Below are 18,607 nucleotides of genomic sequence, written 5' to 3'. Positions count from 1 at the left end.
GTCTCACCGGATGATCCCATGCGCGCGTCCCAGTCCCCAATGCTCGATCCCCGCGCCCGCCAGTTGCTGCGCACGCTGATTGCGCGCTACATCCGCGACGGCGAGCCGGTGGGGTCCAAGACCCTGGCCCAGCATGCCGGGCTGGATGTCAGCCCGGCCACCATCCGCAACATTCTTGCCGACCTGGAAGACGTGGGCCTGCTCAGCTCGCCGCACACCTCGGCCGGGCGTATTCCGACTGCGCATGGTTACCGGGTATTCGTCGACAGCCTGGTGCAGATGCAGCCGCCCGGCGAAGACGAAGTGCGCCGCCTGCGCGCCGAGCTCGCCAGCGGCAACGGCACCCAGTCGTTGCTCGGCAGCGCCTCGCAGATGCTGTCGGCGATGAGTCACTTCGTCGGGGTGGTCAGTGCGCCGCGGCGCGAGCAGTTTGCGTTCCGGCATATCGATTTCGTGGCGCTGGACGCGCGCCGGGTGCTGGCGATCCTGGTGTTTGCCGACAACGAGGTGCAGAACCGGGTGATCGAGCCGCGCCGCGCCTACGAGCCCGCCGAGCTGGAACGGGTGGCCAATTACCTCAATGCGCAGTTCGCCGGGCGCGCGCTGTCGGACATCCGCGTCAGCCTGCTGCGCGAACTGCGCATGGCCAAGAGCGAGATGGAGCAGCTGCTGGCGCACAGCGTGGACCTGGCCAGCGAGGCGCTGGTGCCAGCCGATGCCGACGACATGGTGATGGCCGGGCAGACCCGCCTGATGGGCGTGCAGGACCTGTCGGACCTGGACCGGCTGCGCGAGCTGTTCGAGGCCTTTGCCAGCAAGCGCGAGATCCTGCAGTTGCTCGAACGCACCATCCAGGCGCCGGGCGTGCGCATCTTCATCGGCGAGGAAACCGGCATGGTGTCGCTGGACGATGTCTCGCTGGTCACCGCGCCATACACCGCCAACGGCCAGGTGCTGGGCGTGCTGGGGGTGATCGGGCCCAAACGCATGGCCTACGACCGGGTGATTCCGCTGGTGCAGACTGCCGCCGAGGTGCTGGGCGCGGCCATGGAACCGCCGGGCGCGCGATAACCGGCGGCGATCGGCGCGATTGTTTGCTTGAAACGCGCGCGAGCGCCCACATACGGGGTGACGTTGGGGCGGGCGTTCCGCTTGCCCGGGAACTGCACATGAACCAAGACCACCCCGAATTCGACTCCGAAGACCTGTCCCAGAACCCACCCGAGACCGATCCGCTCAAGGCCGAGATCGAGTCGCTGCGCAGCGAGATCGCCCTGGTCAAGGCCGACGCTCTGCGCGAGCGCGCCGACCTGGAAAACCAGCGCAAGCGCATTGCGCGCGATGTCGAAAACGCCCGCAAGTTCGCCAACGAGAAGCTGCTGGGCGAGCTGCTGCCGGTGTTCGACAGCCTGGACGCCGGGTTGACCGCCGCCGGCAGCGAACCCAGCCCGCTGCGCGATGGCCTGGACATGACCTACAAGCAATTGCTCAAGGTCGCTGCCGACAACGGCCTGACCCTGCTCGACCCGGTCGGCCAGCCGTTCAACCCCGACCAGCACCAGGCGATCAGCCAGGGCGAGGCCGAGGGAATCGCCCCGGGCCACGTGGTGCAGGTGTTCCAGAAAGGCTATCTGCTCAACGAGCGTCTGCTGCGCCCGGCCCTGGTGGTCGTGGCCAAGCACGACTGAACCGCAGCGCCCGGCTGAACTGCTGGGCGCATGCGCGAAACGCAGATTCGTGCAGGTGGCTTGAACACCTGCGCACCACCCCCACATCTCAGCCAGACCCGGCGTCGCCGGACACAGCTACAGAATCATCAGGAGCGTATCCATGGGCAAGATCATTGGTATTGACCTCGGCACCACGAACTCGTGCGTGGCGATCATGGACGGCGGCAAGGCCCGCGTCATCGAAAATTCCGAGGGCGATCGCACCACGCCCTCGATCGTCGCCTACACCAAGGACGGCGAAGTGCTGGTCGGTGCCTCTGCCAAGCGCCAGGCGGTGACCAACCCGAAGAACACCTTCTACGCGGTGAAGCGCCTGATCGGCCGCAAGTTTACCGACGGCGAAGTGCAGAAGGACATCTCGCACGTGCCGTACGGCATTCTTGCCCACGACAACGGCGACGCCTGGGTGCAGACCAGCGATGCCAAGCGCATGGCGCCGCAGGAAATTTCCGCGCGCGTGCTGGAAAAGATGAAGAAGACCGCCGAAGACTTCCTCGGCGAGAAGGTCACCGAAGCGGTGATCACCGTGCCTGCGTACTTCAACGACAGCCAGCGTCAGGCCACCAAGGACGCCGGCCGCATCGCCGGTCTGGACGTCAAGCGCATCATCAACGAGCCGACCGCGGCAGCGCTGGCCTATGGTCTGGACAAGAACGGCGGCGACCGCAAGATTGCGGTGTATGACCTGGGCGGCGGTACCTTCGACGTCTCGATCATCGAAATCGCCGAAGTCGATGGCGAGAAGCAGTTCGAAGTGCTGGCCACCAACGGCGACACCTTCCTGGGCGGCGAAGACTTCGACAACCGCGTCATCGAGTACCTGGTCGACGAGTTCAACAAGGACCAGGGCATCGATCTGCGCAAGGATCCGTTGGCGCTGCAGCGCCTGAAGGACGCCGCAGAGCGCGCCAAGATCGAGCTGTCGACCAGCCAGCAGACCGAAGTGAACCTGCCGTACGTCACTGCCGACGCCTCGGGGCCGAAGCACCTCAACATCAAGCTGACCCGTGCCAAGCTCGAAGCGCTGGTGGAAGACCTGGTCAAGAAGTCGATTGAGCCGTGCCGCACCGCGTTGAACGACGCCGGCCTGCGCGCCAGCGACATCAACGAAGTGATCCTGGTCGGCGGTCAGACACGCATGCCGAAGGTGCAGCAGGCGGTTGCCGATTTCTTCGGCAAGGAACCGCGCAAGGACGTCAACCCGGACGAAGCCGTGGCCGTGGGCGCTGCGATCCAGGGCGGCGTGCTGGCCGGCGACGTCAAGGACGTGCTGCTGCTGGACGTGACCCCGCTGTCGCTGGGTATCGAAACCATGGGCGGCGTGTTCACCAAGATCATCGAGAAGAACACCACCATCCCGACCAAGGCCTCGCAGACCTTCTCCACTGCCGAAGACAACCAGTCGGCCGTGACCGTGCACGTGCTGCAGGGTGAGCGCGAGCAGGCCCGCTTCAACAAGTCGCTGGCCAAGTTCGACCTGTCCGGCATCGAGCCGGCGCCGCGCGGCATGCCGCAGGTGGAGGTGTCCTTCGACATCGACGCCAACGGCATCCTGCATGTGTCGGCCAAGGACAAGAAGACCAACAAGGAACAGAAGGTCGAGATCAAGGCCGGTTCGGGTCTGTCGGACGAAGAGATCCAGCGCATGGTTGCCGACGCGGAAGCCAACCGCGAGGAAGACAAGAAGTTCCAGGAACTGGTGCAGGCCCGCAACCAGGCCGATGGCCTGATCCACGCCACCCGCACCGCGATCACCGAGCATGGCAGCAAGGTCGGTGGTGATGTGATCGGCAAGGTGGAAGCGGCGCTGTCGGATCTGGAAACCGCCATGAAGAGCGACGACAAGGCGCAGATCGAGGCCCGCAGCAAGACCCTGGAAGAAGCCGGCCAGTCGCTGTACGCCGCGGCTGCCGCAGCAGAGCAGGGCGGCAACGCCGATGCGGCCAGCGGCAATGCGCAAGCCTCCAAGGCCGCCGACGACGTGGTGGACGCCGAGTTCACCGAGGTCAAGGACGACAAGAAGGCGTGAGTCGGGAATAGGGAATAGAGAATCGGAGGAGCGGTGCTGCGGCATCGCTCCTTCGCTGTTCTGGACCCCACCGAACGCTGATTGATTTGAGGATGTACGCTTTGAACGATTCCCTTCTCCCGATTCCCGATTCCCTGTCATGAGCAAACGCGATTACTACGAAGTGCTGGGCGTGGCCCGTGACGCCAGCGACGAAGAGCTGAAGAAGGCGTATCGGCGTTGTGCAATGAAGCACCACCCGGACCGCAACCCCGGCGACGCTGCTGCCGAAGCGGCATTCAAGGAGTGCAAGGAAGCCTACGAAGTGCTGTCCGATGGCAATAAGCGTCGTGCTTACGACGCGCACGGCCATGCGGCGTTCGAGCACGGCATGGGCGGTGGTGGCGGGCCTGGTGGCCCGGACATGGGAGATATCTTTGGCGATATCTTCGGCAATATTTTTGGCGGTGGTGCCGCTGGTCCGCGCGCTGCGCGACGTGGCGCCGACGTCGGTTACGTCCTGGAACTGGATCTGGAAGAAGCCGTTGCCGGCATCGAGCGACGCATCGAGATCCCGACCCTGATCGAGTGCACGCCCTGCCATGGCAGCGGCTCGGAAGACGGCAAGGTCGAGACCTGTGGTACCTGCCATGGACGCGGCCAGGTCCGCATCCAGCGCGGCATCTTTGCGATGCAGCAGAGCTGCCCGCATTGCGACGGCCGCGGCACGTTGATCCAGAACCCGTGCAAGACCTGCCACGGCGCCGGTCGCGTGGAAGAAGACAAGGTGCTGTCGATCAAGGTGCCGGCCGGCGTGGATACCGGCGACCGGATTCGTCTTGCAGGCGAGGGCGAGGCCGGCCCGGCCGGCACGCCGCCAGGCGATCTGTATGTGGAAGTGCGCGTGCGCGAGCATGCGATCTTCCAGCGCGATGGCGACGACCTGCATTGCGAAGTGCCGATCCGCATCTCGCAGGCGGCGCTTGGCGATACCGTCCGCGTGGCAACCCTAGGCGGTGAGGCGGAAATTCGCATCCCGGCCGAAACCCAGACCGGCAAGTTGTTCCGCCTGCGCGGTAAGGGTGTGCGCTCGGTGCGCAGCCGCAGCGAAGGCGATCTGTATTGCCGCGTGGTGGTGGAAACGCCGGTCAACCTCACCGCCGATCAGCGTGAACTGCTGCAGCAGTTCGAGGCGACTTTCACCGGTGAGGATGCGCGCAAGCATTCGCCCAAGTCGGCCACCTTCATCGATGGTGTCAAAGGCTTCTGGGACCGAATGACGTCGTAAGCGACGTCCGTTCTCGCAGGGAGCGACAGGAGACGCCATGCGTTTCCTGTCGCGGCAAGACATCATTCCTTCTCCCATCTGGAGAAGGCGCTCGAAGGGCGGACGAGGGTGCGCGTGCAGGGCATCCGTCGCTCGCGGTCGATGACGTAATCGTGTCTTTCGCAACGCCAGAAAACGGCAGAAAAACGATCTTCCTTCTCCCATCGGGAGAAGGTGCCCGAAGGGCGGATAGGGTGCGCGTGCAGGGCATCCGTCGCTCGCGGTCGATGACGCAATCGTGTCCTCTGCAACGCCAGAAGACGACAAAGAAGCAATATTCCTTCTCCCATCGGGAGAAGGTGCCCGAAGGGCGGATGAGGGCGAGCCTGCAGGTGCATCAGCGGCTCGCGTCCCTTAGTTGATGGCCGAACGTGGCAGCCACTGCCCTTGCATTACCATGGACACACCCGGCGCGGTCTTGGTAACGATCGATCGCGCTCGGTACGGCAATGCATCAAGCACCGCTGCCATCTCGTGCCATCCGTACACGCCGGATCACATTGATCCACTCCCCGCGTATCCGCTCACGCATTGCGGAGGATAATGGCGTCATCTCTTCGAAGACGGCCAACCCATGAGCGATGCCACCGACAGCCACCTCGTCCACGGTCGCCGCCAGCGCCCTGACGGTCCTTCGCCGATCGATGTGATCTCGGTACAGTCGCAACTGGTCTACGGGCACGCCGGCAACAGCGCTGCGGTGCCGCCGTTGCGCGCGCTGGGGCTGCGTGTGGCCGAAGTGCCCACCACGCTGCTGAGCAACGCGCCGTTCTACGCGACCCTGCGCGGGCGCATCTTGCCAGCCGACTGGCTGGCGGATTTGTTGCTGGGCGCCACCGAACGCGGCCTGCCACAGCGTGCACGCATGTTGGTGTCCGGCTATTTCGGCAGCCTGGCCAATGGCGAAGCCTTCGCCGACTGGCTGGAGCACACCCTACCGCAGGCGCCGCAGCTGCGTTATTGCCTGGATCCGGTGATTGGCGACACGCACACCGGCCCGTATGTGGAACCCGGGCTGGAGCGCGTGTTCGCCAAGCGTTTGCTGCCGCACGCCTGGCTGGTGACGCCCAATGCCTTCGAACTGGGGCGTTTGACCGGCCTGCCCAGCCTGCAGCAAGACGATGCCATCGCCGCCGCACGTGCCTTGCTGGCACGCGGGCCGCAGTGGGTGCTCGCCCACAGTGTGGCCGGTGCAGCAGGCGAGCTGGTCACCCTGGCGGTCAGCACGGAGGCGGTCTATCGCTGGGCCAGCCCGCATCTGCCAGTGGACGTGGCCGGCACTGGCGATGTGCTGATGGCCTTGCTGATCGGCCTGTTGCTGCGCGATGTACCGTTCGAGCAGGCGGTGGGCCACGCGCTCAGTGGCGTGCACAGCGCACTGGAGGCGACCTTGGCGGCGGGGTACGAAGAGTTCGACGTGTTGGCCGCCGCGCCGGCAGCGCTCGCGGCATCGCCGCGTTTTGCCGTCGAGCGCCTGGCATGATTCCCCAGCCGGTCGTCGGCATTGTCGGCATTGCCGGCGCGTACGGACGCTGGCTGGCGCAGTTCCTGCGCACCCGCATGCAGCTGGAAGTGATCGGCTTCGATCCTGCCGACAGTGCCGGCATCGACGAAGCCACCCTGGCGCAGCGGGCAGACGTGCTGTTGTTTTCCGCGCCCATTCGCCACACTGCCGCCTTGATCGAGCGCTATGTCGCGCTTGCCGGCGCGCGCGCGGCATCGCAGCTGTGGATGGATGTCACCTCGATCAAGCAGGCGCCGGTGGCGGCGATGCTGGCATCGCCGGCCGAGGTGGTCGGCCTACATCCGATGACTGCGCCACCCAAGTCGCCCACGCTGAAGGGGCGGGTGATGGTGGTGTGCGAAGCGCGCCTGCAGCGCTGGACCACGTGGGTACAGGCCTTGTGCACGGCCCTGCAGGCCGAATGCGTCTACGCCACGCCCGAGCACCATGATCGGGTGATGGCGCTGGTGCAGGCGATGGTGCATGCCACCCATCTGGCCCAGGCCGGCACCTTGCGCGACTACGCGCCGCTGCTGGGCCAGTTGCAGGCCTTGATGCCGTATCGCTCGGCATCGTTCGAGCTGGACACGGCGGTGATCGCGCGCATTCTCTCGCTCAACCCCGCGATCTACGAAGACATCCAGTTCGGCAACCCGTACGTGGGCGAAATGCTCGACCGCCTGGTCCGGCAGCTGCAACAGCTGCGTGCACTCGTCGCGCAGGGCGACGATGCTGCACGCGCGCAGTTTCGGGCCCGGTTCCTGCACGACAACGCGCAGACCCTGCAACACGACGCGTTGGCCGCGGGCAACTACACCTACGAACGGGTGGGCTATCTGCTGGCAGATCTCACCGAGCCATTGACCCTGAGCGTATACCTGCCGGAAGACCAGCCTGGCTCGCTGCGCGCGCTATTGCATGTGTTCGAGCAGCATGGGGTGAATCTGTCGTCGATCCACTCCTCGCGTACGCCGGTGGGCGAGTTGCACTTCCGGATCGGCTTCGAGCCCGACAGCGACCGGGTGGCGCTGACCCAAGCCGCGAGCGAGATCGACCGCAGTGGCATCGGGCGCGTCCTGGAACGGTCGGATCGCGCCGGCGGTTGACGCACTGTCGGTTCACTGTCCGACGCTCGTGCGTTCACCGTAGCGCACTCGAGCGTACACATGGGCCGCGCAGTTGTTGCGTGCGTTAAGACAGTGGCTGCGCGAGGTACGGGAGGCCGCCAACGGTTCCATCCACACAGGGTGTGGATGAATGCTGCACAAGCATGTGGATAAACGGGCGCAGCCCTCGCGCGGCAAGGGCTGCTGGTGGACTGATCAAAAAATGATCAACGCCGTCTCAAGGCATGGAAAGCTGCAGCTCGCCGCCTTCGGTCACGAAGCGCTGGCCCTGCCGCTGCAGATGGCGGCCATCGGGTAGCTCATAACGTGGCGCAGCGTGCGCCTGGGATGCGGATGCGTGCTCGTCGCGGAACTCGATGATGACGTACGGCTCGCCATCTGTACCAATCGCGGGAAATTGCCGGAAAGACATAGGCACCTCCGAAAGAGTCCAGGGTTGCAGTGCGGATCATCGGCCCGCACCACCAGCGCGTGCTGGCATGCCGAGCATGCATAGCCACATGTTACCCAGGCGTCATTGCGCAATCCGGTGACAGCGGGAAGGTCGAGCCCGCTGGGCGCACCGCGATGTCATGAGCACCGGGTAACGTTGCAGCGGAAGATGTGCACGTTCATACCACCGCCCGGTCACTGCGATGGCAAGAGACCGCCAAGAGCGATGGCGTGGAGACTGGGCATATGCAACACGCGGCTGACGCGGGCGCTTGCCAAGGCCGCGCCCCACAAGCGCTTGCGCGAAAAACCTCAAGACCTGGGTGGGCAGGGGCGCCAGGCAGGGCGGTGCGCCCGGGTCAAAGCGCCACGCATCAACGGCTCAGTTGCAGCGCGTCCCGGTCGGCCGTTGCCGCGGCCAGTTCGGCGCGTGCCGACGCGATGCGCGCCTGCGCATCGATCAGGCGCACGCGGGCGTCGTTGGCGGTTTCCTCGCGCTGATTGACCAGGAAGAAATCGCCCGAGCCCAGCTCGAAGCGGCGTCGCTCGGCGGCAGCCAGGCGGTCGGCCAGGCCGCGTTCTTCGTCGGCGATCTTGGCCAGGCGCTCGGCGGCATTGAGCGAGATGACGATGGATTCCACCTCCACCGAAATCTGGTCGCGCAGGAAACGGCTGCGTTGGTCCAGCGCCTCGATCTCGGCGCGCGCTTCGGCCACGCGGCCCTTGGCGGAGCGATTTTCCAATGGCACGCTGAAACGGAACCCGATGATCGCATCGGTCTGCGAGCGGTTGGGGCCACCCACGCCCGGGTCGCCCAGATCCTTGCTGACCTCGAAACTGACATCCAGCCGTGGCTTCAGATCGTTCTGCGCCAGCATCAGCCGTGCGGTGGCCTGATCGATGCGGGTCAGCACGGCGCGGTAATCCGGGCGTTCCACCGGCGCGGTGATCTTGCTGGCACCGGCCAGCCCTTCCAGCGCGGAGGTGTCGGCCGGCAGACGCTCGGTGGAGACGATCAGCGGCATGCCGGCCTCGTCGCGCAGGTATAGCGACAACGCGTTGGCGGCGTTGGCAAAGTCCTGCTCCGAGCGCACCACCAGGGCGCGACGGCGAACCAGGTTCTGGTCGTTCTCGGTCAGCAGGATGGTTGGGCGCGCACCCAGCGTGACCTGCCGCGAAATCGCGTTGCGTCGCCGCTCGGCCAATTCCAGCAGGTCCTTGTAGGCGCGCAACTTCAACCCGGCTGCCACCCAGCTCTGGTAGGCATCCACGGCGCGGCGCTGCACGCCGATCGCCACCATTTCCGCTTCGTACTGGGCCACATCGATGTCGGCGCTGGCGACGCTGCGACGGGTGCGGCGTTCGTCGACCACGCGGTCGCGCAGCAAGGCATACAGCGCCCCGACCTTCACTTCGCCGCCGCGGTCGGTATAGGACTTGTCTTCGTAGACCGGAAACGACCCACGCGACGAGCGGTAGCCACCGTAGTAATAGCCGCCGTTGTTCTCGAACGGCCGCTTGACGCCGGTTTCGATGGTGCTGCCGTCGTAATAGCCGGCCTCGCGCGAGCGGCCCTCGATATCGAACACGGTGTCGAACGCACCGTCGGCGGAGATGCCCTTGCCTTCGGCCTGGCGCACCTTTGCCAGCGCCTCGACGATCTGCGGTGCGGAACGGGCAGACGATTGCAGCACCTCGTCCAGGCTCAGCGGCGCGGTCTGGGCGAATGCCGCACCGGGGCACAGTGCGATCAGCAGGACAAGCAGACGGTGCCTCATTTCTTGCCCGTCTCCTCGTCTTCGGACTTGGAGGCGGCAGGCTTGGCCTTGCCATCCTCCTGCGTGGTCGCGGCGGGGCGGCGGCCAAATTCCAGCGGGAAGTTGTTGAGCTGGCGCCACAGTTCGTAGCCCACCCGCACCGTTTCGCCCTGCACCCAGCCGCGCACCTTGCCGCCCTGGCGGGCGAATTCCTGTGCCGGCCATGCCGGTTTGCCAGGCTGCGGTTCGACCAGGATGCGGAACAGGCCGTCGGGCGCGGCGTTGGGGTCGATGGCGCGCACACGGCCGTCGAACATGCCGTGCGCCACCGACGGCCAGCCGCTGAACTGGATCGCCGGCCAGCCTTCGAACTCCAGCCGCACCGGGCGGCCGGGGCGGATCAGCGGCACGTCGCGGCCGTCGATGTACAGCTCGACCGCGCGCTCCACGCGCTCCGGCGCAATCACCGCCAGCACAGTGCCGGGCGAGACCATGGCGCTGCCGCTGGCGGCGTTGAGTTGCTGCACGCGGCCATCGCGCGGCGCACGCACCAGCTGCGCGGACTGGCGATTCAACTGGATGTCGATGCGGGTCAGCTTGGCGCGCGACTCGGCCAGTTTGGCGTCGGCCTCGGCCACCTTGATCTGGGTCAGCTCGTAGTCGCGACGGCCGGCCAGCCCTTCGTCCAGCAACTGCTTGCTGCGCGCGACATCAATGCTGGCAACTGCGCGTGACTGCTGGATGGCGGTGATTTCCGCCGCCACCTGCGCGCGCTCGCTGGCCAGGCGGGCGAGCAGATCCGGGTCCAGGTCGCCGACGCGGGCGATCGGGTCGCCCTTGGACACATGCTGGCCATCGTGCACGTACCAGCGCTCGACCCGGCCGGGCACGAAGGCGGTGACCTGTTGCTGGCGATCGCCGGGATCGAGCGAGACCACCTGGCCCTTGCCGCTGGCAGTCTGCACCCAGGGGGCGAACGCCAGGATGGACGCCGCGATGGCAACGCCGATCAGCAGCATCCACGCCAGCACCTTGGCGATGCTGGGCGGCCGCATGGACGCCAGGGTAGGGAAGTGCGCAATCCGGTCAGGGGCGTGCTGCATTGTCTGCCTCCTGGGTGGATGCGATCAGTTCGGCGCGGGTGGCGTAACGTTGCTGGCGCTCGGGCTCCAGCCGGAACCAGCCATCCAGGGTGATGTCCTCCGGCCGGCCGGTGCACAGCAGGACCGTGGTCCCGGCCTCCTTCAAGCGGCGCAGCACCTGGGTCAGGCGCTCGGCGGGCAACAGGTCGTACAGCTGCGACAACATCAGCACGCGCGGGCGCACCAGCAGCGCATTGGCCAGCTTCAACGCCATCACCTCGCCGATCCACAGCGGGAAGCCGGAAGCAGCAAGCCGGGTGTCCAGTCCCTGTGGCAGCGCGGCAATGCGCGCGCGCAGCCCCACCGTGTCGATGGCTTCGAGCATCGCTTCGGACGTCACGTCGGCCGAGGCCATCGCCAGGTATTCGCGGATGGTGACCTCCACGATGGTCGGGCGATCGAGCACGGTCACTTCCGAACGCAGCAGGTACATGTCGAAGGTCGCCATGTCGGCGCCGCCCACCATCACCAGGCCGCGATCGGGTACCACGTGCCGCTTGAGCACCATCGCCAGCAAGCGCTCGGCGCCGCCGTCGGCCAGCGTCACCAGCTGCTCGCCGGCGTCCAGCGCGAAATCGAACCGCGCCCCTTCGATCACCACGCCATCCAGCCGCACCGCGCTGTTGCCAGGCGTCTTGCCGGCCGCGGCCACCGCGCGTTCCTGGGGGATGGCGTACAGCAACGACAGTTCCTCTGCGCTGGCCACCAGGTCGTAAAACACGTCCAGGTACGAGCCCAGCTGCGCAATGCCGTAGAACACCGCGCTGAGGATCAGCTCGGCCGCCACCAGCTGGCCGATCGACAATTCGCCACGCAGGATCAGGCTGCCGCCCAGCGCCAGCAGCGCCGCGCTGGCCACCGCATAGGTCAGCAGGAACGCCACGGTCTGGGTGAATGTGTAGCGGAAATGACGCCGATGCTGCGCGACGTAGGCAGCGGTCACCGCCTCGGAGCGGTCCATCGCGAAATTGAGGTGGCGGCTGGATTTATAGAAGCCGTTGGAGCCGCCGACGCTTTCCAGCCAGTGCGCGGCATTGTGCTTGGCGTGGCTCAGCTCGACCGCGGTGCGGATCGAGCCGCGCGACCAGATCATCCAGATCGAGAAGATGGTGAGCAGCAGCAACGCGTTGAAGCCCAGGAAGAACGGGTGGTAGAAGCTGGTGACGATCAGGCCCACCGCCGATTGCAGCACGATGGTGAAAGCGCCGACCGCCAGGCTGGGCACGGCTTTCTGCACCACCACCAGATCGAAGTAGCGGTTGAACACGTCGCCACGGTTCTGGTCGGCGAAGAACGGGTTCTGCGCGTGCACCGCACGCACGGTGATCTCGGCCACCACCCGCGCGAACAGGCGACGCTCGAACAACGCCATCATCCACACCCGCATGGCGCTCAGGCAGGTCACCAGCAGCAGCAACCCCAGCAACAGGCCCGACAGCGTCCACAGCGGGGTGGGCAGCGCGGTGTTGGCAACGCTGTTGATCAGCAACTGCACCGAGATGGGCGTGGCCAGCGACAGCAAGCTGATCGCAACGCCGTACACCATGGCAAGACGCACATACGGCATGTCCGGCCCGACGATTTCCGCCAGCCAGCCCACCGCTTCCCGCCATCCGATCCGCTTGGCCGCCATTCGCTATCCGTTGATGAGTTCAGTAAAACATTGACGAGTTGCCGGCCCTGGAACAAGGCTGCGGCGCTTATTCAGCGCATAGGATTTTCCTATGCGGCTACCGCACGCAGCAGATCGGCGATCAAACCGAAGGCGGGCGCGCGACCGGCACCCTGCCGCCAGAGCAAACCGATCTCCCTATAGTAGCGCCCGCCTTTGACCGGCCGAACCACTACGTCGTCGCCTTCGCGGATTTCCTGGCGTACGTACAGGTCCGGGAGCAATGCAAGGCCCATGCCCATACCGGCCATCTGGCGGATCGCATCCAGACTGGTGCCTTCGTAATCGCGCAGGACATGGGCACCGACTTCCATCGCAATGGCGGCCACCTGTTCGGCCAGGCGGTACTCCGGCATCAGGGTGAGCAGGTTGGCGCCGCACAGGTCGGCCGGGGTGATCCAGCGCTTGCTGCGCAGCGGGTGATCGGCGGCCATGGTGACGTGCAGCGGTTCGCGGAACAGCCGCTCGCTGTGCAGGCTGCGTCCGGCCACCGGCAATTGCGCCAGGATCAAGTCGTGCACGCCGTTGGCCAGGTCGCTGGCCAGCACGGTCGGCAAACCCTCGCGCACGTGCACGCGTAGCGCCGGGTGCTCGCGGTGCAGGCGCGCGACCAGGCTGGGCATCAGATAGGCGCCCAGGGTCGGCGAGACACCGAGGCGGATGGTGCCGATCAACGGGTCGGCCGAGGTGGCGCGCACTTCCTCCAGATCGGCGACGTCGAGCAGGATGCTGCGCGCGCGGTCGAGCAGGTCGCGGCCCAGCGGGGTCAGGATGGCCGGCACGCCGCGCTCGAACAGTGGCGCACCGATGATGGTTTCCAGCGCACGGATCTGTTGCGACAGCGACGGCTGCGAGACCCCCATCTGGTCGGCGGCACGGGTAAAGCTGCCGGTATCGGCGAGCGCGACGAAATAGCTGAGCTGGCGGAGGGTGGTCTTGGGGCGGGGCATGGGCACGTCGGTCGGGGCAGTTTGCCGGGGCGCTGCGCCAGCTCGTCCGACGCGCATCGCCCCACGGGTCGGGATCAAGCCGGGGTCATTGATCGATGAACTGCAAACGCGCCAGCTCGGCATACAGGCCACCTTCGGCGATCAGCTGCGCATGCGTGCCTTGCGCCACGATGCGGCCGGCATCCATGACCACGATACGGTCGGCCTTGAGTACGGTGGCCAGGCGGTGCGCGATGACCAGGGTGGTGCGGCCCTGCATCAGCCGGTCCAGTGCCTGTTGCACGGCGCGCTCGCTCTGCGCGTCCAGCGCGCTGGTGGCCTCGTCCAGCAACAGGATCGGCGCATCCTTGAGCAGCGCACGCGCAATCGCCACGCGTTGCTGCTGGCCACCGGACAGGCGCGTGCCGCGCTCGCCGAGTTCGCTGGCGTAGCCCTGCGGCAGTGCCTGCAGGAAGCCATCGGCCTCCGCGGCGGTGGCTGCGGCTTCCACGTCGGCCGCGCTGGCCTCCAATCGCCCGTAGCGGATGTTGTCGGCTGCACTGGCGGCAAACAGGGTGGGTTGCTGCGGGACCAGGGCGATGTGTTCGCGCAGCCGCACCGGGTCGGTCTGGCGCAGGTCCACCCCGTCGATGCGCACGCTGCCGCTGGCCGGGTCATGGAAGCGCAGCAGCATCGACAGCACCGTGCTCTTGCCGGCTCCCGAGGGACCGACCAGGGCCACGGTTTCGCCGGGGCTGACCTGCAGGTCGAAGCCATCCAGCGCCGGCGCGTCGGGACGCTGCGGGTAGTGGAACACCACCTGGTCGAAATGGATCGCGCCACGCAGTGGGTGCGGCATCGGCGTGGGCAGGGGCGGCGCCACGATCGCCGGCTGCTCTTCGAGTAGTTCGCCGACCCGGCCCATGCCGCCGGCAGCACGTTGCAACTCGTTCCAGACCTCGGCCAGCGCGCCGACCGAGCCGCCGCCAATCAAGGCATACAGCACGAACTGCCCCAGCGTGCCCGGCGTCATGCGCCCGGCCACCACATCGTGCGCGCCCAGCCACAGCACCGCGACGATGGCGCCAAAGATCAACACGATCGCCACCGCAGTGACGCCGGCCTGGGTGCGGATCCGCAGCCGCGCGGTGTCGATGGCGGCAAACAGCGCCTGGCTGAAGCGCTGGCTTTCGTAGCGCTCGCGCGCATGCGCCTGGACGGTGCGCACTGCGCCCAGCGTTTCGGCCGCCAGGGTATTGGCATCGGCCACGCGGTCCTGGCTGGCACGCGAGATCTTCTGCAGCCGGCGTGCGCCCAGCACGATCGGCAGCACCGCCAGCGGAATGCCGATCAGGGTGAAGCCGGCCAGGCGCGGGCTGGTGACGAACAACATCACCATGCTGCCGATCACCGTCACCGAGCTGCGCAGCGCCACCGACATGGTGGTGCCGATCAGCCCGCGCAGCAGCTCGCTGTCTGCCGACAGCCGCGACACCAGCTCGCCGCTGCGGCTGCGGTCGTGAAACCCGGCATCCAGTCCGATCAGGTGCGCGTACAGCCGCCCGCGCAGGTCGGCGACGACCTTCTCGCCCAGCAGCGAAACGAAGTAGAAGCGCGCTGCCGTGGCCAACGCCAGCACCACCGCCACCGCAAACAGCAGCGCGAATGCCTGGTTGATCTGTGCGCCACCGGAGAAGCCGTGGTCGATCATGCGCTTGACCGCGGCCGGCAGGCTCAGCGTGGCCGCCGACGACACCGCCAGCGCAATCAGCCATGCCGCGAACAGGCCGCGCTGGCGTTGCACGAACGGCCACAAGGTGCGCAGGCTGCCAAGCTTCCGCAACGGACTGGGCCTGGCGGCTGGCTGATTCATGCGGTTTCCGGAAGTGAGAGGTGGACACGATTGCGAGTGGCGTCGCACAGTCGCGTTTTCAAGCCGGCAAGCTGATCTGCAGGCAGTTGCACGCGCAGCGCTGCGCCTGTCGCGTCGAACTGCTCGTCCAGTTTGTCGGCGTGGAAGGCGGCAAGCGCGGCGTGCACCAGGCCCAGATCGTCGAACTGGCAGTGCAGGTCGAGCAGCGTGACTGCGATCAACGGCCGCCGCGTTGCCAGGCGCAGGCATTCGGCGGCGGTGCCACCGTAGGCGCGGACCAATCCTCCGGCACCAAGCTTGATGCCGCCGTACCAGCGCGTGACGACCACCACCACCCGATCGAATCCCTGGCCGTCGATGGCCGCCAGGATCGGCCGGCCGGCAGTGCCGCTGGGCTCGCCATCGTCGCTGGAGCGGTAATCCTGCCCAAAGCGATAGGCCCAGCAGTTGTGCGTGGCATCGGGCGTGGAGACGCGCTGCACGATCTCCAGCGCCTGGGCCGCAGCGTCGAGCGCACAGGCATGGGCCAGAAAGCGGCTGTGCTTGATGTCCAGGCTGTGGTGCGCGTCAGCGGCGAGGGTATCGAGCATCGCTGCCATTCTAAGCGAGGCAGCGATGCCGGTTGCCGCAGTCGTGGTGGCCGACTGGCAGACCCTGGCTGTCGGTTGGCGCTGCGGCCGCGGGGCGCAGTCATTGCGGATTGGATAGTGGCGAGCGACTTCACCCTCGGTGGATCGGCGAGTTGACGCGGGTGCCGGCCAGTTTTGCTGCACATCGTCGCGGGGACGGCGCGCGATGAAACCAGGTGAGCTTGAAGTGTCGTCGACTACACCAGCGTCGCGCGACGCTTCTCGTCGATCCACTTGGACGCCTGCGCCGGCGTGTAGTGCTGCATCCACTCCAGCATCTGCTCGATATCGGCGCCGTACCACAGGTCGGTGCGCTGATCCGGGTGCAGGAACCGTTCTTCCACCATGCGATCGATCATGCCGATCAGCGGCGCATAGAAATTTTCGATATCCAGGAACGCGCAGGGCTTGTTGCCGATGCCGAGCTGGCGCCAGGTCAGCATTTCGAAAATCTCTTCCATGGTGCCGAAACCGCCGGGCAGGGCGACGAAGGCATCGGACAGCTCGAACATGCGCATCTTGCGCTCATGCATGGAGCCGACGATCTCAAGCTCGGTCAGTCCGCGGTGCGCCACTTCCCAGTCCGCCAGCTGCTTGGGGATCACGCCGGTGACCTGACCGCCGGCGGCGAGTACCGCGTTGGCCACCGTGCCCATCAGGCCGACGTTGCCACCGCCGTAAACCAACCGCAGGCCTTGCTCGGCGATGCGCGTGCCCAGGGCGGTGGCGCGTTCGGCATAGGCCGGCTTGTTACCGGCGTTGGAACCGCAGTAGACGCAGATGCTTTTCATGGGATTCGGGATTCGGGATTGGGGATTGGGGATTCGTAAAAACGGGCGCGCGCTGCGTCGATGCCATCTAGAGGCCCGCCGAAATGAACTTTGCAGGATTGTTTTGACCGTGCCTGAAAAACATGACGCCGGGCTTCTAGCCCGGCGTCATGTCCTTGCCGGGAGAGGGTCAGGGGAGGGAGCCGTTTACGAATCCCCACTCCCGAATCCCAAATCCCGACCTCACTTAGTTCGCTTTATGGATCGCGCGCTTGCTCACGGCCATCGCGGCATCGTGGATTGCCTCGGACAGGGTCGGATGCGCGTGGCAGATGCGCGCCAGGTCATCGGCCGAGCCGTTGAATTCCATCGTCAGCACACCTTCGTGCACCAGCTCGGACACGCCCACGCCCACCAGGTGCATGCCCAGCACGCGGTCGGTTTCGGCATCGGCGATCACCTTGACGAAGCCGGCCGGCTCGCCCATGGCGACCGCGCGACCGATCGCCGCGAACGGGAAGCTGCCGGCCTTGTAGGCAACGCCTTCGGCCTTCAACTGCTGCTCGGTCTTGCCGACCCAGGCAATTTCCGGCTCGGTGTAGATGACCCACGGAATGGTGTCGAAGTTGACGTGGCCCGGCAGGCCGGCGATCAGTTCGGCCACCGCAATGCCTTCCTCGAAGCCCTTGTGCGCCAGCATCGGGCCGCGCACGCAGTCGCCGATCGCCCACACGCCGTCCACGCCGGTGTGGCAATGCCCGTCGACCTCGATCTGGCCACGGTCGGTGACCTTGACCCCGGTGCCGTCGGCCAGCAGGTTCTTGGTCGCGGCCTTGCGGCCCACGGCCACCAGCAGCTTGTCCACGGTCAGGGTCTGCTCGCCCGCGGCGTCGGTGTAGCTGAGCACCACCTGCTTGGCATCGCCGCTGCCGGTGATCTCGGTCTTGCTGACCTTGGCGCCGAGCTTGATGTCCAGGCCCTGCTTCTTGAATTCCTTCAACGCGGTCTTGGCCACTTCGGCATCGGCCAGCGACAGGAAGTCCGGCAGCGCTTCGAGGATGGTGACCTCGGCGCCCAGGCGCTTCCACACGCTGCCCAGCTCCAGGCCGATGACGCCAGCGCCGATCACCGCCAGGCGCTCGGGAACGGCGGTGAAATCCAGGCCGCCGACGTTGTCGACGATGGTGTCGCCGTCGAACTTGGCGAACGGCAGTTCGATCGATTCCGAACCGGCCGCCAGGATCACGTTGGTGCCCTTCAGCTCGATTTCGCCGCCTTCGTGCTGGGTCACCTTGACGATGTTGCCCGGTTGCAGCTGGCCGAAGCCGTAGTACGGGGTGATCTTGTTGGCCTTAAACAGCATCGCGATGCCGCCGGTGAACTGCTTCACGATCTTGTCCTTGCGGCCGATCATGGTGGGCACGTCCATCTTGGCGTCGTTGAAGCTGATACCGTGGTCGCCGAACAGGTGGCCCATGTTCCAGAACTGGCGCGAGGAATCCAACAGCGCCTTGGACGGGATGCAGCCCACGCGCAGGCAGGTACCGCCCAGGGCGGGCTTGCCGTCCTTGCCGAGTGCGGCGTCGATGCAGGCGACCTTCATGCCCAGCTGGGCCGCGCGGATGGCGGCGTGATAACCGGCCGGACCGGCACCGATGACGACGACGTCGTAGTTTTCAGCCATTTCTAGAGTCCTTTGCCTGTCCC

At 66.3% G+C, this 18,607-nt stretch carries 16 protein-coding genes; 7 read left to right on the top strand and 9 right to left on the bottom strand.

Annotated features, from left to right (window positions below; translation table 11 throughout):
• Positions 1 to 39: 39 nt before the first annotated feature.
• From hrcA to OZ10_RS22625, 7 genes are all read left to right on the top strand, one after another.
• On the top strand, positions 40 to 1,071 hold the full coding sequence (gene hrcA, locus OZ10_RS15975) for a heat-inducible transcriptional repressor HrcA (protein ID WP_039403282.1): 1,032 nt from the start codon (positions 40 to 42) through the stop codon (positions 1,069 to 1,071).
• 98 nt (positions 1,072 to 1,169) lie between these two features.
• Positions 1,170 to 1,688, top strand: a complete 519-nt coding sequence (grpE, locus tag OZ10_RS15970; RefSeq protein WP_039403280.1) for a nucleotide exchange factor GrpE — start codon at positions 1,170 to 1,172, stop codon at positions 1,686 to 1,688.
• A gap of 142 nt (positions 1,689 to 1,830) precedes the next feature.
• Positions 1,831 to 3,759: a molecular chaperone DnaK gene (gene dnaK, locus OZ10_RS15965; RefSeq protein WP_039565829.1), complete on the top strand. Its 1,929-nt coding sequence runs from the start codon at positions 1,831 to 1,833 to the stop codon at positions 3,757 to 3,759.
• Between the two features lie 139 nt (positions 3,760 to 3,898).
• Positions 3,899 to 5,026 (top strand): molecular chaperone DnaJ, encoded by a 1,128-nt coding sequence (gene dnaJ, locus OZ10_RS15960; RefSeq protein WP_039403272.1) that lies wholly within the window; start codon positions 3,899 to 3,901, stop codon positions 5,024 to 5,026.
• A 613-nt stretch (positions 5,027 to 5,639) separates the two neighbouring features.
• Positions 5,640 to 6,548: a pyridoxal kinase gene (gene pdxY, locus OZ10_RS15955; RefSeq protein ID WP_039403269.1), complete on the top strand. Its 909-nt coding sequence runs from the start codon at positions 5,640 to 5,642 to the stop codon at positions 6,546 to 6,548.
• Positions 6,545 to 7,675, top strand: coding sequence for a prephenate dehydrogenase (locus tag OZ10_RS15950; RefSeq protein ID WP_039403265.1), 1,131 nt, complete (start codon positions 6,545 to 6,547; stop codon positions 7,673 to 7,675). The genes pdxY and OZ10_RS15950 overlap by 4 nt, the downstream gene beginning before the upstream one ends.
• Before the next feature lie 151 nt (positions 7,676 to 7,826).
• Positions 7,827 to 7,994, top strand: coding sequence for a hypothetical protein (locus tag OZ10_RS22625; RefSeq protein ID WP_162183140.1), 168 nt, complete (start codon positions 7,827 to 7,829; stop codon positions 7,992 to 7,994).
• Here the strand turns inward: OZ10_RS22625 and OZ10_RS20720 are convergent.
• From OZ10_RS20720 to lpdA, 9 genes are all read right to left on the bottom strand, one after another.
• A complete protein-coding gene (locus tag OZ10_RS20720; protein ID WP_068835585.1) occupies positions 7,914 to 8,108 on the bottom strand; it encodes a hypothetical protein in 195 nt (64 codons plus the stop codon). The genes OZ10_RS22625 and OZ10_RS20720 overlap by 81 nt on opposite strands.
• A gap of 394 nt (positions 8,109 to 8,502) precedes the next feature.
• Positions 8,503 to 9,906 carry a TolC family protein gene (locus OZ10_RS15945; protein ID WP_039565827.1) on the bottom strand — a complete coding sequence of 468 codons (1,404 nt, stop codon included), beginning with the start codon at positions 9,904 to 9,906 and terminating at the stop codon, positions 8,503 to 8,505.
• Positions 9,903 to 10,988: an efflux RND transporter periplasmic adaptor subunit gene (locus tag OZ10_RS15940; protein WP_039403259.1), complete on the bottom strand. Its 1,086-nt coding sequence runs from the start codon at positions 10,986 to 10,988 to the stop codon at positions 9,903 to 9,905. The genes OZ10_RS15945 and OZ10_RS15940 overlap by 4 nt, the downstream gene beginning before the upstream one ends.
• Positions 10,972 to 12,660: an ABC transporter transmembrane domain-containing protein gene (locus tag OZ10_RS15935; RefSeq protein WP_039403256.1), complete on the bottom strand. Its 1,689-nt coding sequence runs from the start codon at positions 12,658 to 12,660 to the stop codon at positions 10,972 to 10,974. Before OZ10_RS15935 ends, OZ10_RS15940 begins: the two co-directional genes overlap by 17 nt.
• Before the next feature lie 89 nt (positions 12,661 to 12,749).
• A complete protein-coding gene (locus OZ10_RS15930) occupies positions 12,750 to 13,649 on the bottom strand; it encodes a hydrogen peroxide-inducible genes activator (RefSeq protein WP_039403253.1) in 900 nt (299 codons plus the stop codon).
• Positions 13,650 to 13,734: 85 nt separating this feature from the next.
• Positions 13,735 to 15,501, bottom strand: a complete 1,767-nt coding sequence (locus OZ10_RS15925) for an ABC transporter transmembrane domain-containing protein (protein ID WP_039403250.1) — start codon at positions 15,499 to 15,501, stop codon at positions 13,735 to 13,737.
• The gene (locus tag OZ10_RS15920; protein ID WP_039403246.1) at positions 15,498 to 16,100 is read right to left on the bottom strand and encodes an IMPACT family protein; all 603 of its coding nucleotides are present in this window, start codon (positions 16,098 to 16,100) and stop codon (positions 15,498 to 15,500) included. Before OZ10_RS15920 ends, OZ10_RS15925 begins: the two co-directional genes overlap by 4 nt.
• A 227-nt stretch (positions 16,101 to 16,327) precedes the next feature.
• A complete protein-coding gene (locus tag OZ10_RS15915) occupies positions 16,328 to 16,921 on the bottom strand; it encodes an LOG family protein (protein ID WP_039403243.1) in 594 nt (197 codons plus the stop codon).
• Between the two features lie 226 nt (positions 16,922 to 17,147).
• Positions 17,148 to 18,584: a dihydrolipoyl dehydrogenase gene (gene lpdA / locus OZ10_RS15910; protein ID WP_039565824.1), complete on the bottom strand. Its 1,437-nt coding sequence runs from the start codon at positions 18,582 to 18,584 to the stop codon at positions 17,148 to 17,150.
• Positions 18,585 to 18,607 lie beyond the last annotated feature (23 nt).

It is taken from the genome of Xanthomonas cannabis pv. cannabis (assembly GCF_000802365.1).
Taxonomy (GTDB): domain Bacteria; phylum Pseudomonadota; class Gammaproteobacteria; order Xanthomonadales; family Xanthomonadaceae; genus Xanthomonas; species Xanthomonas cannabis.
The sequence above is the reverse complement of the archived record's forward strand: the minus strand, read 5'-3'. Positions and strand labels throughout refer to the sequence as shown.

Coding starts and splice junctions, on each gene's coding strand:
- pdxY (WP_039403269.1), top strand. CDS start 5,640: ATGAGCGATGCCACCGACAGCCACCTCGTCCACGGTCGCCGCCAGCGC.
- OZ10_RS15925 (WP_039403250.1), bottom strand. CDS start 15,501: ATGAATCAGCCAGCCGCCAGGCCCAGTCCGTTGCGGAAGCTTGGCAGC.
- hrcA (WP_039403282.1), top strand. CDS start 40: ATGCTCGATCCCCGCGCCCGCCAGTTGCTGCGCACGCTGATTGCGCGC.
- OZ10_RS15935 (WP_039403256.1), bottom strand. CDS start 12,660: ATGGCGGCCAAGCGGATCGGATGGCGGGAAGCGGTGGGCTGGCTGGCG.
- lpdA (WP_039565824.1), bottom strand. CDS start 18,584: ATGGCTGAAAACTACGACGTCGTCGTCATCGGTGCCGGTCCGGCCGGT.
- OZ10_RS15920 (WP_039403246.1), bottom strand. CDS start 16,100: ATGGCAGCGATGCTCGATACCCTCGCCGCTGACGCGCACCACAGCCTG.
- OZ10_RS15950 (WP_039403265.1), top strand. CDS start 6,545: ATGATTCCCCAGCCGGTCGTCGGCATTGTCGGCATTGCCGGCGCGTAC.
- OZ10_RS15945 (WP_039565827.1), bottom strand. CDS start 9,906: ATGAGGCACCGTCTGCTTGTCCTGCTGATCGCACTGTGCCCCGGTGCG.
- dnaJ (WP_039403272.1), top strand. CDS start 3,899: ATGAGCAAACGCGATTACTACGAAGTGCTGGGCGTGGCCCGTGACGCC.
- OZ10_RS22625 (WP_162183140.1), top strand. CDS start 7,827: ATGCTGCACAAGCATGTGGATAAACGGGCGCAGCCCTCGCGCGGCAAG.
- OZ10_RS15930 (WP_039403253.1), bottom strand. CDS start 13,649: ATGCCCCGCCCCAAGACCACCCTCCGCCAGCTCAGCTATTTCGTCGCG.
- OZ10_RS15915 (WP_039403243.1), bottom strand. CDS start 16,921: ATGAAAAGCATCTGCGTCTACTGCGGTTCCAACGCCGGTAACAAGCCG.
- OZ10_RS20720 (WP_068835585.1), bottom strand. CDS start 8,108: ATGTCTTTCCGGCAATTTCCCGCGATTGGTACAGATGGCGAGCCGTAC.
- OZ10_RS15940 (WP_039403259.1), bottom strand. CDS start 10,988: ATGCAGCACGCCCCTGACCGGATTGCGCACTTCCCTACCCTGGCGTCC.
- grpE (WP_039403280.1), top strand. CDS start 1,170: ATGAACCAAGACCACCCCGAATTCGACTCCGAAGACCTGTCCCAGAAC.
- dnaK (WP_039565829.1), top strand. CDS start 1,831: ATGGGCAAGATCATTGGTATTGACCTCGGCACCACGAACTCGTGCGTG.